This is a genomic window from Rhodococcus sp. MEB032 (assembly GCF_030208925.1).
Classification (GTDB): Bacteria; Actinomycetota; Actinomycetes; order Mycobacteriales; family Mycobacteriaceae; genus Rhodococcus_F; species Rhodococcus_F qingshengii.
Genome location: NZ_JARVSY010000046.1, coordinates 98,019 through 112,163, shown reverse-complemented (window position 1 = coordinate 112,163; position 14,145 = coordinate 98,019). Strand labels below are relative to the sequence as shown.

Annotated in this window: 13 protein-coding genes; 3 read left to right on the top strand and 10 right to left on the bottom strand. The window is 60.9% G+C overall.

The window, feature by feature from the left end; translation table 11 throughout:
• Nucleotides 1-10 precede the first annotated feature (10 nt).
• Complete coding sequence (locus QRN54_RS30970) at nucleotides 11-958, top strand: aldo/keto reductase (RefSeq protein WP_285183864.1); 948 nt, start codon at nucleotides 11-13, stop codon at nucleotides 956-958.
• A 2-nt stretch (nucleotides 959-960) separates the two neighbouring features.
• Here QRN54_RS30970 and QRN54_RS30965 read toward each other — a convergent pair whose 3' ends face one another.
• The 10 genes from QRN54_RS30965 to QRN54_RS30920 form a co-directional block, all read right to left on the bottom strand.
• On the bottom strand, nucleotides 961-1,731 hold the full coding sequence (locus QRN54_RS30965; RefSeq protein WP_003945109.1) for a hypothetical protein: 771 nt from the start codon (nucleotides 1,729-1,731) through the stop codon (nucleotides 961-963).
• A 136-nt stretch (nucleotides 1,732-1,867) separates the two neighbouring features.
• Complete coding sequence (locus tag QRN54_RS30960) at nucleotides 1,868-3,079, bottom strand: hypothetical protein (protein WP_165639645.1); 1,212 nt, start codon at nucleotides 3,077-3,079, stop codon at nucleotides 1,868-1,870.
• A 68-nt stretch (nucleotides 3,080-3,147) separates the two neighbouring features.
• Nucleotides 3,148-4,497 (bottom strand): aspartate aminotransferase family protein, encoded by a 1,350-nt coding sequence (locus tag QRN54_RS30955; RefSeq protein WP_054781664.1) that lies wholly within the window; start codon nucleotides 4,495-4,497, stop codon nucleotides 3,148-3,150.
• 48 nt (nucleotides 4,498-4,545) lie between these two features.
• Entirely contained in the window at nucleotides 4,546-5,532 is a 987-nt protein-coding gene (locus tag QRN54_RS30950; protein ID WP_285183863.1) for a choline/ethanolamine kinase family protein, read from the bottom strand.
• 13 nt (nucleotides 5,533-5,545) lie between these two features.
• Nucleotides 5,546-6,502, bottom strand: a complete 957-nt coding sequence (locus QRN54_RS30945) for a phosphotransferase (RefSeq protein ID WP_064075508.1) — start codon at nucleotides 6,500-6,502, stop codon at nucleotides 5,546-5,548.
• A complete protein-coding gene (locus QRN54_RS30940) occupies nucleotides 6,499-7,908 on the bottom strand; it encodes an amidase (protein ID WP_139799793.1) in 1,410 nt (469 codons plus the stop codon). Before QRN54_RS30940 ends, QRN54_RS30945 begins: the two co-directional genes overlap by 4 nt.
• Nucleotides 7,905-9,149, bottom strand: a complete 1,245-nt coding sequence (locus QRN54_RS30935) for a M20 family metallo-hydrolase (protein WP_042450326.1) — start codon at nucleotides 9,147-9,149, stop codon at nucleotides 7,905-7,907. Before QRN54_RS30935 ends, QRN54_RS30940 begins: the two co-directional genes overlap by 4 nt.
• Nucleotides 9,142-10,683 (bottom strand): sodium:solute symporter family protein, encoded by a 1,542-nt coding sequence (locus QRN54_RS30930; RefSeq protein WP_042450328.1) that lies wholly within the window; start codon nucleotides 10,681-10,683, stop codon nucleotides 9,142-9,144. The genes QRN54_RS30935 and QRN54_RS30930 overlap by 8 nt, the downstream gene beginning before the upstream one ends.
• Before the next feature lies 1 nt (nucleotide 10,684).
• Nucleotides 10,685-10,963, bottom strand: a complete 279-nt coding sequence (locus QRN54_RS30925) for a hypothetical protein (RefSeq protein ID WP_042450330.1) — start codon at nucleotides 10,961-10,963, stop codon at nucleotides 10,685-10,687.
• An 11-nt stretch (nucleotides 10,964-10,974) separates the two neighbouring features.
• Entirely contained in the window at nucleotides 10,975-11,724 is a 750-nt protein-coding gene (locus QRN54_RS30920; RefSeq protein ID WP_052416997.1) for an inositol monophosphatase family protein, read from the bottom strand.
• A 211-nt stretch (nucleotides 11,725-11,935) separates the two neighbouring features.
• Here QRN54_RS30920 and QRN54_RS30915 point away from each other — a divergent pair, with 211 nt between their 5' ends.
• Together QRN54_RS30915 and QRN54_RS30910 are read left to right on the top strand one after the other, a co-directional pair.
• Nucleotides 11,936-12,697 carry a GntR family transcriptional regulator gene (locus QRN54_RS30915; RefSeq protein ID WP_172403418.1) on the top strand — a complete coding sequence of 254 codons (762 nt, stop codon included), beginning with the start codon at nucleotides 11,936-11,938 and terminating at the stop codon, nucleotides 12,695-12,697.
• 54 nt (nucleotides 12,698-12,751) lie between these two features.
• On the top strand, nucleotides 12,752-14,098 hold the full coding sequence (locus QRN54_RS30910) for a DUF5691 domain-containing protein (protein WP_285183862.1): 1,347 nt from the start codon (nucleotides 12,752-12,754) through the stop codon (nucleotides 14,096-14,098).
• The last annotated feature ends 47 nt before the right edge of the window (nucleotides 14,099-14,145 follow it).

Below are 14,145 nucleotides of genomic sequence, written 5' to 3'. Positions count from 1 at the left end.
GTTCCACACAGTGGCGATCATCGGAAATTCGGACCTCGACATCTTCCGACTTAGCTTGGGCGGCAACCCTTTCGGATGGACCGCGGACGAGAGGACGTCCTTCGAGATCCTCGATTCGTTCGCCGAAGCCGGTGCAAACTTCATCGACACCTCCGACTCGTACACGGCGTCGGCTCCCGGCAATTCCGGCGGGGAATCCGAAACGATCATCGGGAAATGGATCACCGATCGGGGACTGCAGAACGACATCGTCGTCGCCACCAAGGTGGGTAGCCATCCCGATTTCAAGGGCCTGAAGGCCGACAACATCGCGGCCGCAGCTGAGGCGTCGCTGCAGCGCCTGCAGACGGACTGCATCGATCTGTACTACGCGCATTTCGACGACCCGCAGACTCCGCTCGAGGAAACTCTCGAAGCCTTCAATGCGTTGGTCGTCGCGGGCAAGGTTCGCTATCTCGGAATCTCCAACTACAGCCCCGACCGCGTCCGGGAGTGGCTGCGGATCACCGAGGAGAACGGTTACGCCGCGCCCATCGCGCTGCAACCGCACTACAACCTGGTTCACCGCAAGTCGTACGAACCCGAACTTGCCCAGATCGCCACCGACAACAACATCAGCGTCTTCCCGTACTTCGCTCTCGCTTCCGGCTTCCTGACCGGAAAATACAAGACCCGCGCGGACATCGAAGGCAGCTCCCGCGAACGACTGACCGCCGGATACTTCAGCGACGCCGGACTCGACGTCGTCGCGGAACTTGCGACAATCGCGCAGGCACACGACAGCGAGATCTCGACCGTCGCGCTGGCCTGGCTGCTGACTCGACCGGGCATCACCGCACCGATCGCGAGCGTCAGCCGGCCCGAGCAGCTCCCGGCGCTACTGGACGCCCCGAATCTGGTGCTCTCGTCGAACGAACTGGACACTCTCGAACGGGTGTCGGCGGCAGTCGGAGCCTGAGATCAGGCAGTTTTGAGATGAGCGCCGAGGGCCGTGTTGTTGATCGTCCAGAACGACCAACCGTCATGGCTCTCGGTGTCGCCTGAGATGTGACCGGTGACGGCATTTGCGGCCGCGGTCGGATCTGGGAATCGGCGGCCTTCCATCGGTCCGCGCATGATCTCGACGACCTCGGTGGTTTCGTCGAAGCGCCCGACCCAGCGATATCCGTGGCAATCGGCTGTCATCTCGAGGCGATTGTCGACGACTTCGATCTCCTCGACACCGCTGGCGCGACGCTTCTTCGCGGCGACCGGCGACGTCTTACGCTTGGTCGCAACCGGGGTCTCGACGTAAATGCTCGGATCCTTGACCGCGGCCAAGCCCAGCGCATCCCAACGATCGTGACCGTGCACGACGCGCCCACGCGGAATCGCGTGATGGCCGGTGCGATTACGTCCGGGGCTGTCCATGATCCACAGGTCGACCTCGGCGCGGATGTCGTCGGCGACCTCGTTGGAGGGCAACATGTAGAACTCGTGCGGATCTGCTGCCAGGTCGACGAACACCCAGAACTCGGAGCGGGTGTCGTCACTCTCGAGCGACTCGTCCTGACGCCTGGCCTGCCAGTCACCGTCGAGCTTGGACCGCACGCGGACGATTCGGCTGACACCGTCAGCGCCCGTCACCTCGACGGGGTTACGACGTGAGTGCGTGAGACGGACAGCCTTGCCCCCACGCTGCGTAGCTTCGGAAATGAACGCATTGATGCCGCGGCTTGCGGTGTCTTCCATGATCGACCTGTCTCGAGCGGGTACGCCCGCATCACCGGATCGGCATCGGGGTCGAGCATTGAGCGAAATCCCGGCCTTTACTTCGATCGTGTGGCCGGTCAGTACCCCCGACCTTACAGCTCCGGCGACGGCCTGACTACGGCGCCCGACGCTCGTTCCCAGAGGTCAGCAGTGCAATGTCCCCGTAAAGCGCCGCCCGGTGAGCGAACATCAGCTCTTCCACACCGTCGAATTGATCCCCGACGTAGTGCGTGTTTGCAGCCGAAAGTTCACGTGAGCCCGAGCGCGCGAGTAGGTCGTCGATCCGGCTGTCGAGGCTCGCTGCATGCGCAACCGCGCGCTGCGAACTCAACTGATCCTCGGCCCGTGCGACCAGGTCACCGATCCGCGCGAGGGCCGCGACGCGCTCGACCAGCTGGTCCCAGACCGCGCCGAGCGCTTCCCTGCGCGAAGCGATTCCGGCTCGGGTTCCCTCGTCGCGTGCCAGCGCAGCCGCGTCGTCCAACTCCGCAAGAATCGAACGCAGCGCGACGGTGTCGACCGCGATCTGGGTGATCTCGTCGGCCAGGTCGAGTTGGTTGCGTTGAATGACGAAGTGGTCGGAATGCCACGCGCTGGAGCTTTCGATCCGGTCGAACAGATTCCCGGCGAGGTAAAGCAAGGCGTCGTACTCACCGGCGCGTCCCTCGGGTTCTGAATCGACCAGTCCGTCGAGGACTTCCGCGATGCGCCTTCCGGCATCGGCGATGACACCGGTTCCCTGGACCTTCCCGAACTGGGCGGCGAGTTTGTCGAGTGCTGCGTTTCCACTGCTGGCCACGACACCGAGCCCCACCGGCAGCTTGGCTGGAACCGGTGTACGGGTGAGCCCGGCAAAGAGAGCCTCGCGTTGCTCGACGTCGAGATGCAGGCCGTCGCGCCGGTCCTTGCGGATGGCACGGACACTGCTCGCGAAGTGACGATTGGAATGCACGATCGCCGATCGCATCGACTGAACGCGCTTCTCGAGCGCCTGCACCCGTCGTTCGAGGACAACCTGAACAGGGCCGATGCGAGTTGCGAGCAGTCGACGCCTGGTGCGGGCCAGCTCGTCGGTGAGATACCGCAACTCCGAGAAGCCGCCGATCTCCGGGAACGAACGTCCGACACTGCGCCGGTTCGCCAGGATCGATCGCGTCGACTCGTCCCCATACCCCCCGGCAATCAGCAGCGCGACATCATCGGACAACTCCGGCCGGTTCGACTCGACGGTTCCCGCCGCACACCACTCCCTCACTCGGGTGGAGATGAGCGTTCGCCGTTCGGTCACCGATGCCACGACAAAGACGTCGTCAGTTCCGTCTGTCATCTCACGCCTCCTTGTGGTCGCCGGATACCACTGTTCCAGAATCTGCCCGAACGCGCGTCGACCCTCCGTTACGCCACCAACACCATCTCGAACCGCGTGAGGAACTCGTCGACATCCGAGGCCGAAATCGGGAGCGGTGGCCGAATCTTCAGAACATTGCCGTGTCTGCCTGTCGCCGAGATCAACACACCGTGTGCACGCAATCCGTTGACAATGTCGAGCGCACCGGACGGATCTGGCTCGCCCGAATCCGCATCGACCACGTCTACCCCAACGAACAGCCCAGCTCCACGGATCGCACCCACGCGCGGGTCGCGGTGTGCAGACGTCCGCAACCCATCGGTCAAACGAGCCCCCATCACTGCTGCATTCTCGATCAGCTCTTCTCCCCGAATCACGTCGAGCACCGCCTGCGCCGCAGCAATCGACACGGCATTCCCACCGAACGTGTTGAAGTACCGAAGCTCGCCCGCCGTCAGCTCGACCAAATTGTCACCAAGCACCACCCCGGCGAGAGGTACGCCACCGGCCATCGGTTTTCCGAGGGTGGCGATATCTGCGACGACCCCATGCCTCGCGAACCCCCACATACCGGACCCCAGCCGACCGAAGCCCGGCTGCACCTCGTCCGCGATGAACAGACCACCCGCTTGGTGCACCTGATCGACAGCCGTTGTGAGGAACGAGTCGGTCAATACTCCGTCGGAAGCAAATATCGTGTCGACTAGTAGTGCGGCTACACCGATGCCGTCGCGGTTCAGTCCGTCGATGCACTCTCTGACACGGTCAGCGAACCAGGATTCTCGGTCGATGTCCGCTACGACACGAGGATCAGGCAAAGGCACGACACGGACCCATGGTTCATCGCCCGAATCAGCGGAACCCATCGACGGTGAGCACGCGGCAATGTTGATCGTGCCTCCGTGATAAGCATTTTCGGTGACGATGACACCGGTATTCCCGGTGGCTTCCCTCGCGATGCGCAGGGCAAGATCGTTTGCCTCCGATCCCGTACAGGTGAACATCACAGTGGAGAGCTGACTCGGAAACGTGGACACCAGATCTTCGGCGTACCGGACAATTTCCTCGTTCAGATATCTTGTGTGAGTGTTCAATTCAGCGATCTGTCTACGCACGGCGTCGACGACCTTGGGGTGCGAGTGTCCCACGCTCGCGACATTGTTGTACATGTCGAGGTACGACGTACCGTCACGATCGTAGAGCCGAAGTCCCTGTGCTCGAACGATTTCCACCGGATTTCGATACATCAACGGCGATGCCGGGCCGAGAACATCTGCTCTACGCCTGATGAGATCTCGTGTCCGCGCGTCGAGTCCTGCAGCGTTTTCGGGCACGTAACCGTTTGCGTCGAGTGGCGAGACACGTGATGTTCTCGCATCGCGAAAGTGAGCCGTCATCAATTCCTCCGAAGTGGGTATACGAAATAGGCTGGCCAACCGCGCCGTTCACACCGAGTCGAGCCACAAGGCCCATCTCGGATCGGACATCTTCGCGCGAGCACGCATCAGTTTCCACACTCCGTACTTGTGATAGTCGAAATCCCAACCCGAATTGAGTCGATTGTTGATGCATCCCCACAGGCCCCATTTGACATCTGCCAACGCCCCGAACAAGTGAACACGCGACACGACGGACCACTCGCTGCTTCCGTAAAAGGCGTCTATCAGTTCCAACGTCCGGCGCTCGTCGAAGAACATTTCGGTGACGAAAATCGCCAGCTCATACGCTCTGTCGTTGTTGGCTGCGAATTCGTAGTCGACAAGTTTGAGCGGATGCCCTTCCGAATACAGGAAGTTTCCCGGCATCGGATCGTTATGGCACGGAACCAGATCCAGACCGGAAGCCAACAAGGCAGACTTTGCGGTGTCATACTCACGCTCGATCAGGGCGAAGTCCCCAGGAAGCATCACGCCGTGTTCGCGCGCTTGATCGAGATGCTCGTCGATCATGTCGAAAATCGTCTTCGTCAGGGACATCAGCGGGGCCGAGTGCAGTGTCCGATACAGGTCGACGATCTGCAACGCGATCTCCGGACGCTTGAGATCTCCGTTTGTGCAGCCGCGATACCCTTCCATGTACTCGATCACCTCGATTCCCGTCCGATGATCGAACAGGATCATCTCCGGAGCTATTCCCAGCGAACCCGCCAGCATCGCGGCCTCGTTCGCCGCAACGCGATCGACAAACGACTCGCTCCCGGCACCGGGAATCTTCAAGAAGTACCGGCGGTCGATGCCCTCGACAGTGATTCGCCAATTACTGTTCTGCAGGCCACCGTGCACCGGCGCGTATCGGATCTCTCGTCCGCGCCAGTCTGCGATCGAAGCCAAGGCCTCTTCGACGCCTCTCTCGAAATCCGTTCGAGCAGTACCACACACACGCTCGTCGGCCATGCAGTGCGTCAGGTCAGGTTGCTGAGTGTTCTCGGTCATGGTCATCCTTGCCTCACAGGTTTCGGACTCGGTCGTCGAAATGCTGATCGCGCAAACCGATTCGAGCACGTAGGAATTGCCAGTCTGCGAACTTCGAGTACTCCAATGTTCCCGGTCGAATCACATCGACAAAGGAGCCGATGAGACCCCACTTCAACGAATCCGCAATCCCGTATATGCGGCTACGATCGAACAGGCTTGAATCCCATTCTCCCCAGTACATTTCGAAGACAGGGCGCGCCTCGAGATCGGAAGGAGCCAACTCCGCGAGTAATACGCCGAGATCCTGCAGCGGATCCATCATCGCCGCGCAATCCCAATCGACCAATCTCAACGATGCGCCTTCTTCCACGACCAGCACATTCGACACATTGCCGTCGCCGTGACACGGAACAGCGTCGAATCCACTGCTCGCTATTCGTGTTCGGGCAGGATCCAAGGCCCGAAGCATCCAGTCGAGGTCAACTGGCAGTGACGAACCGGCGTGCTGCGCAATGAGCAAGGCAGCATCGAGATCTTCGAAGACCGTTGATGTTCGCGTGAACGGAGGCAGCGCGTGGACTGCCCGTCGCAGATGCACCAGACGTTCGATCGCCTCGACGTCATCGAAGAGATCAAGAGTCGCCGTCGATGCCATCTGCCCTAGATCGTCCATCACCAGCACTCCTGTTGCGGCATTCGAGTGGCGGACTCGAGGACCGATACCCGCTAGTCCCGCTGCGACCGCAGCGCGGAATGACGCTCCGACGTCGACGTACTCTAGCGAATGCTGCTGCATCACTTTGACGAAGACCCGGTCACTGCCAACCGAATTCGGCGTTGCGTCATCGACGATCCAATGATCGGAGTCGGCGCCCCACCAACTCGGGCTGGCCATGACCGGCGATCCAGCGTCCAGTCTTACTTCGGTATCGAGAAACAGCCCACCTGCCGACAATTCCTGTTGAACAAGCTGTTTGATGTCAGTCATCGGACACCTCCGGATACACGTAGCGTGACGTCAGGCCACGTCATGTCGAAAGGCCGCCTGTCCTCGAGCCATTTGGTCATCGCGAGAACATCAATGTCCGCAAAACGTGATCCGACGATCTGCACCCCGACTGGGCAACCGTCGACCATTCCGAAACACACCGTCGACGCCGGCTGCCCGGTCTGGTTGAACCACGCTGTGAAACTGCAATGCGCCAAGGGCCGTTCGGGGTCGAGACCGACCGTATCTGCGTCAAACCCCACCACCGGAATGACCGGGCTGATCACGAAGTCGTACGGCTCGAGATGCCGTTGGAGTCGTGCCTGTGCCGTGTTCACCGCGTCCAGATCGCGTGAATAGTCGGTAGCGCTCGCGAGCGACGCCGGTTCAGCCCACTCGGACACTGCAGCAATCACTTCCGCTCTCCGTTCCTCAGGTATCGACTCCCACTCCGCCCGGGCGCGAACCTGAAACAATCGATCCAGTGGTGCATAGGGATCGGACTCGAACGGCGGGGTCACCCTCGTCACCTTTGCCCCCGCCGCCGCGAGCACCTGCGCAGCAGCATCCACCACGGCAACGACCGCGGGTTCCGCTTCGTATCCGTAGCCCATTCCTGTCATCACGCCGATTCTCAGACCTCTCACCTCTGTCTCCCAGCGGGATTCGTCGATGGACTGCGCTGGGAGTGACCAGGCGTCACGGCTGTCAGGGCGCGCGATGGCCCGGTACATGTCGACCACCTCGTCCACCGTCCTGGCCATCGGACCCGGTGAGCGCATCATCGAAGACGGTAAGTGCGGAATCCTCCCCTGCGTTGGTTTGAGTGCGACCAACCCACAGTGTCCAGCCGGCAATCGCACCGAGCCGGCGATGTCCGTGCCCACCGCGGCATATCCGATGCCCGCCGCAAGGCTCGCACCTGCTCCGGCACTGGAGCCACCGGTGTTGCGTGAGAGATCCCAGGGATTGCGAACGATGCCGTACAGCGAACTGACGCCGGCGGCCATCATGCCGAAGTCCGGCATCGTCGTTTTGCCCACGATGACGGCGCCTGCCTCCTTCAATCGCGCCGCGGGCGGTGAATCACTCTCGGCATCAGGAACATCCGAGTGCGCTGCGCTCCCGTGACGCCACGGCATACCGACTGCATTGACGCTGTCCTTGATGGTGACCGGGACTCCGTCGAGACTGCTCAACGGGGTGCCGGTCGCCCATCGTGCCGCCGATTTTGCGGCCGCTGATCGGGCGCCGTCCACGTCGACCATCGCCATAGCGTTGATCGACGGATTCACAGCGTCGATCAACGCGAGAGTTGCACTCAATGAATCCACGGGCGTGAACTCACCGGTTCGGTACCCCTCAACGAGCGACGACATGTTCTGCGGAAGTACCTTGTCAATCACGATTGCTCCTGTTCCGACGACAATCCTTCTACTACAAGCCGTTCGAGCACACCCGTCAACATGTTCAGTCCAGCCAACAGATCTTCGGGTTTGGTGTATTCGTTCTCCGCGTGCGAGATGCCGCCGACGCTGGGCACGAATAGCATCACCGTCGGCACCAGGTCTTTGAGATTGATCGAATCGTGTCCTGCTCTGGTGAGCATTCTCCGGGCGCTCAGACCCAATCCGCCGGCAACCGACTCGGACAGCTCGATACCGGCGAGATCGTAGGAGGTGCTGGGGCGCAGCGAACCCGATTCGATGTCGACGGAGACTTCGCCCAGCGCCTCGATATCAGCTTTCGCCTGCAGGAACAGCTCATGAGCCTTGTCGAGAGCCGCTTCCTCACTTGACCGGATATCCACTGACATGACTACGTCGGACGCCACCACAACGGGTGAGTTCGGTTGGACGGTCAATCTTCCGATCGATGTGAGAACAGCCCCCGCAGGGAACGCCGACGCCACTTCACGAACCGCGACGATCATCTGTGCTGCGCCGAGGAGCGCATCCCTACGGTCTTCGATCAACGTCGCACCGGTGTGTGCCTGTTCGCCGCGAACTCGGACGAGATACTTGCGTACTGCCCAGTTGGCGGTGACCACGCCGATCGAGATCCCTTTCTCTTCCAGGACTCGCCCTTGCTCGATGTGGATTTCTGCGTACGCACTGCACTCCGGCGGCTCGTCCGAACCCAGGTAGCCGATATCACTGAGTGCGCCGCGGACCGTCCGACCGTCCGAATCGACGGTGTCGAGGACCTCACCCGCCGCGAACTTCCCGGTGAAAACCCCACTGCCCATCAAGCTGGGGCTGAATCTGCATCCCTCCTCGTTGAACCAGTCGACGACCGTGAGGTTGAAGGACGGTGTGATACTTCCGGCGGCGACTCGTTCGGCGACAGCGGCGGCAGCATGCGCCCCGGCAAGAACGCCGAAGGCTCCGTCGAAGCGACCTGCCTTCGGCTGACTGTCGAGGTGCGAGCCGACCAAGATGTGCGAAGCGCCTTCGATCCACTCGAGGGAGCCGAAAAGGTTGCCCACTGCGTCGACGCGGCAATTGAAACCATTCTCCGTCAACCAGATACGAAACCAGTCTCTGGTCTGCCCGTCCGCCGCGCTTGCGGCTTGACGTTCCACTCCACCTCCCTCGGTGGCGCCGAATCTCGACATCGCGTCGAAGTCTGCGAGGAAATCAGACATTCGTTACCCTCACCGAGGAATCCTCCACCTTGGAGACATGATTCGAAACAACCGAACGAGCGGCGATATCGAACATCTCTTCCACCCGAGTTCGCTCAGCCGCCGAGATGCCGGTCAAAGCGGAGACGACCAGGAACACGATGAGATTGACGGCCATTCCGACTACACCGCCGGTCAGTGAGCCAAGTCCGGCGATGTCATCCGGGTAGATGAAGGTCAACACCAATGCAATCCCGAAACCCGACAGCATGCCCGAAACTGCCCCGTACTTGTTGCCACCCCGCCAGAAGATTCCGAAGAAGAGCGGAACGGCCAACTGGACTACGCCCTGGTAGGAGATTTGTGCAAGGAGCTGCAACCGAGTCATGTCGTACGTTACGTAGGCCACCACTCCGGCCAATGCCATGAACCCCACCATGCTGACTTTTGCGACCACGGTAAGTGCCGAATCCGAAAGTTTGCGCTTGTCGGAGTTGACGAGATCGTTCGCAATTTGCAGACCACACACTTGGACACTTCCGTCGATGTGGCCCATCGACGCCGCGAACACCATTGTCACACCCAGACCGAGTAGCCAGGTTCCCCCGTACGACTCCATGATCGTGAACCATGCAGCCTGCGGGTTTGCGATGACCTCCGGCATCTGAGATGCGGCGATACCCAACAACATCAACAGCGTGTAGAACACACTCGAGATCAACACGGTACGTATAGTCCCCGCTTTTACTGCACGGACTCCCGACGCGGTGTAGATCCGTTGGAAACTCATCGGCCAGCACAACGATCCGACTACGCCGGTGAAGATCAGGCTGAAGAGGTAGAACGGACCGTAAGCGTCGCCGTCGCCGGGCACCCGCAGGAATTCGATCGGGACCTGCGCCAGCGCATTCATGCTGATCGGGCCGCCGGCGACGCCGGACAACAAGACCAGACATACAAGTGCTGCAATCACGTACGCGACGATCCCTTGGAACGCATCGGTCATGATCAACCCACGCATGCCCATCTTCACTGTCCAGTACTGACGGATCAGGATCAGCGCCAACCCGACAAGCAGGCAGGTGGTCACCGACCATCGACCCTCACTCGCGTATTGAAATACCTCCCCCAGTGCCTGCATTCCGAGAACCACCCACGGGAAGACCGAGACGATTCCGATGAGACTGGCGATCATCTTCACCGAACGTGAATTAAACCGCAAGCCAAGAAGATCCGGCTGTGATCGAAGGTTGTATCGGGCACCCCATCGCCACGCTCTTGTAGCCATGAAGTACATCATCGCGACACCGAGACTGGAGTAGGCGAGGCCGTAGAATCCGAAAACTCCTGCACCCGCAGCCATCCCGAAGAAAGCGATGAATACCGCGCCCGGCCACCAGGAGTTCACGTAGCACATGGCCACGTACCACGGGCCGTAGCTACGGCCGCCGACCGAGTACTCCTCGAACGTCGGCTTCGTCTTCTGCTGAGTCGCATAGAGAATGAAGAGCACTCCGGCGTAGAACAACGCCAGCATTCCGAGCATGATTGCCATGTCATTCTCCATTCGGACCGGCCGGCGTCAGCGCCAGCTCTTCGTCGAGTTCACCGCGAAGGTCTTCGACCCTGTACAAGCCCCACAGGCCCAACCCGAGAACCAACGCGTCGAGAATCCAGTACATGATGCTGAACGGGATTCCGAACACCAGCGTCGAAACCCCACTGCCCCAGAGATAAAGGGGCGGGAAAAGTGCAAACAGCAGCGCAATACCGTAAACGGACCCGAAGAACACCATGATCTTTCGGTGACTGAGCCCGCGGATGAAATCCTTCATCGGACCTTCCCTCAGTTGACGAGCTGGCGAATGGAGTCGTGCAGATGAGCGTTCGATGCAATTCCGTTGCCACAGTCGAAGTTCCGACGACCGTCGAGACTCGAGAAGCGACCACCCGCCTCTTCGATGATCACCGGCATCGGCGCGAGGTCGTATGCCTTGGTCGTATAATCGACGATCGCATCGGCGTGCCCGCAGGCGACCATCGCATAGCCGTACGCGTCACCCCAGGTGCGGAGAATGACGCCCCGCGAGTTGAGATCGCGGATCGTATCCGGCTTCCAGTCCTCGAGCCACGTGGCCATCAGATACGCGCCGTCGAGATCCGTCCGGTCGGAGACAGCGGCGGGCTCGTCGTTTCTCCAGCATCCACCGCCCTTTTCTGCTGACACGAGCACACCGGCGCTGGGCAGATTGATCGCCCCGAATGTGATTTCACCCGCCTCTTCGTATGCGAGGAGGTTCGCATAGAGCGGCACCGAGTGGACAAACGACTTCGTTCCGTCGATCGGGTCGATGATCCACCGATTTCCGCTCGAACCCACGACGTCGTCGAACTCCTCGCCCATGATGCCGTCATCGGGGAAGTTCTCGGACAAAGCATCGCGAATCATCTGTTCGATCTCTTGATCAGCCTGGGTGACTGGCGATCCATCCGACTTCGTGTCGACCCGAAGCGTCGACTTGTCGAACCAGTGCCTGGCAAGATCTCCTGCTTCTCGAGTAATCGCCAACGCAATCTCGGCACGGGTCGAAAGCATTCGATTCACTGCTGGTGCCCTCCATTCCCTGAATAGGAGTCCGAAACCGACGACTTCGGACTCCCCAGAGATTCGGGCTAGACCATTTCTGGTTCTCTCACCAATTGTTAACGGCGTGTTACAGATCACACTTCGTGTTGTGGTGGATCGGGTGCCTCACTAGTTTTGGGGTTCAACGAACTGCCGTATTGCGAGGTCACGCCATATGTCGATGATGGAGCAGACTCGATCTGCGCTGTTACGGCTCGCTCAGGAACTCGAAGGACGCTCCGTGGGCAAATTCCCGCCCGAGCGCGAACTGGCAGCACGACTGGGGACATCTCGCACGACAGTGCGCAGCGCACTCGACGCGCTGGAACGTGAAGGATTGGTACATCGGGTCAAAGGCCGAGCAGGCGGCGCCTTTCTCACCAGCGTCCACGCAGACGCCCCCACTCCGGAGAACGCACGATCCCTGTGTGCCAGCCGACGACTGTCCCGAAATCTGAATACAGTCATGGGCGTACCGCAAATGCTCCAGGAACAAGGATTCCAGGATGGCACCAGAGTGCTGTCAGCACGTCTGGAGCGACCCAGCCCGCGAGCCGCCCAGATACTCGGAGTTTCCCCGGACCGCGATGTGATTTCCTTGTTGCGCTTACGATTTGCCGACGGTGACACGTTGTCGCTGGAACGGATGTATCTGGGCGACCCCGGATGCCGCGATCTGCTCAGAACGCACATGGATTCCGTCTACGAAGCCCTGCGTTGCAAATTCGGAATCGACATCTCGGCCACCGACGAATCCATCGAACTGGCAGAAGTCAGCTCCTCGGTGTCGACGCTTCTCGGACAACCGATGCCGGCCCCGGTGCTCAAGCTGGAACGAATCGGCTACGACCAGCATGAGCGTCCCGTCGAGTACTCGGTAGACCTCTTCCGTGCGGACCGAACACGACTGAGCGTGAGCACGCGGCCGGGACACCGTGTGTGAGCCTAGGCCGACCCTGCCCCCAAAGTCGACGTACCTCTGCCATACCGTAGGCGGGTGACCTCCCTGCGATCAGACGCGCACGCAGGTCACTCGCGCGCATCGAAGACTGATTCAGCAGTTCAACCGCTGCTTCCCGACCTCGCGATCGAACAACTTCAGTCCTTGTTGCAAGTACGTTCCTGGACTCTCGCGGAATGGTTCGCGATGGCCGACCAACGCGGATTCCTCGCGCCCGCGGCCAGTGTCCCGCTCTTCATGGAAGCCGCGCTGAAGTATCCCGAGCACCGCGAGGCGCTACTTCGCCTCGCCGGTCGACGCGGGCAGTACCTGGCGGAGCAGAACCCGGATTGGGCCCAGCTACGACGAATCGGATCACGCCGGGACGAGCTGTGGCTTTCGCCCGATCCGGACGACCGTACGGCCTGGTTCGATTACATACGTACGGTCGACCCGGAACTGGCGAGCGAAGAGCTCGAGATCGCTTGGGACGACGAGGCCACGGCAAGCCGGCTGCACTTCCTCGACCATCTCGACGTCGGGCTGGGTGAACACGACTACGCGCTCCTCGAGCGTGCACTCGACGATCCAGCCGTGCGGGTCCGTGAGCGTGCAATTCAACTACTACGGCAACTCCCCCGATCTCCGTTTGCCTCTCGAATGGTCACTCGGGCTCGGTCCTGGGTGCGGCTCGAGACGAAGCCCTTGCGGCCGCGCCTTGCCGTCCGATTGCCCGGCTCGCTCGACGACCTCGCATTTCGTGACGGCATCGAAGACGTCCACTACAAGAACAAGGGCATCCGGCGCTGGTGGTTACGGCAAGTCGTGACCGCCACTCCGCTGACTCTGTGGGAATCTATGGCCGGTTCGCCACGCGAGGCCCTCACCATCCCCATCGAGAAGCAATGGCGCGCGGTGATGATCGAATCATGGATTGCCGCAACCGTTCTCCAGAAGAACACCGCGTGGGCGTCGGCATTTCTGGAGCGGGACGGGCGCACGACGGACCGGAGAATCGTCGCCATCGCGGACCCACGCGAGCGCGTCGAGTACATCGTTGCCGGACACGCGGACGAGTACCTTCTGGGCGTCGACGGCAGCGCACTGCTCGACGGCATCGACCGCCCATGGCCCCTGGCCGTCGCCGAAAAGTTGTTGAATGCCTTGGAGAACGAAGCTCTGGATCATGCTGCGACGGGTGAGGACTTGGGCATCCACTCGCGTCACAGTCACTTTTCCACCCTGCGAAGCGTGCAGGCGCGCTTCCCTTTCGACGCCGTACCGCTTCTGCAGGACGCGGCGGCCCGAACGAGTGACCCCGGGTGGCAACAAGCATTCACCGACAGCGCCGTCAACATCGAGCAGCGCCGACTCCGCTTGGACGTCCTGCGCAATCACCGCTGAACGACGAAGGGGCCGCATCCTTGGAACGGAATGCGGCCCCTTCGTCG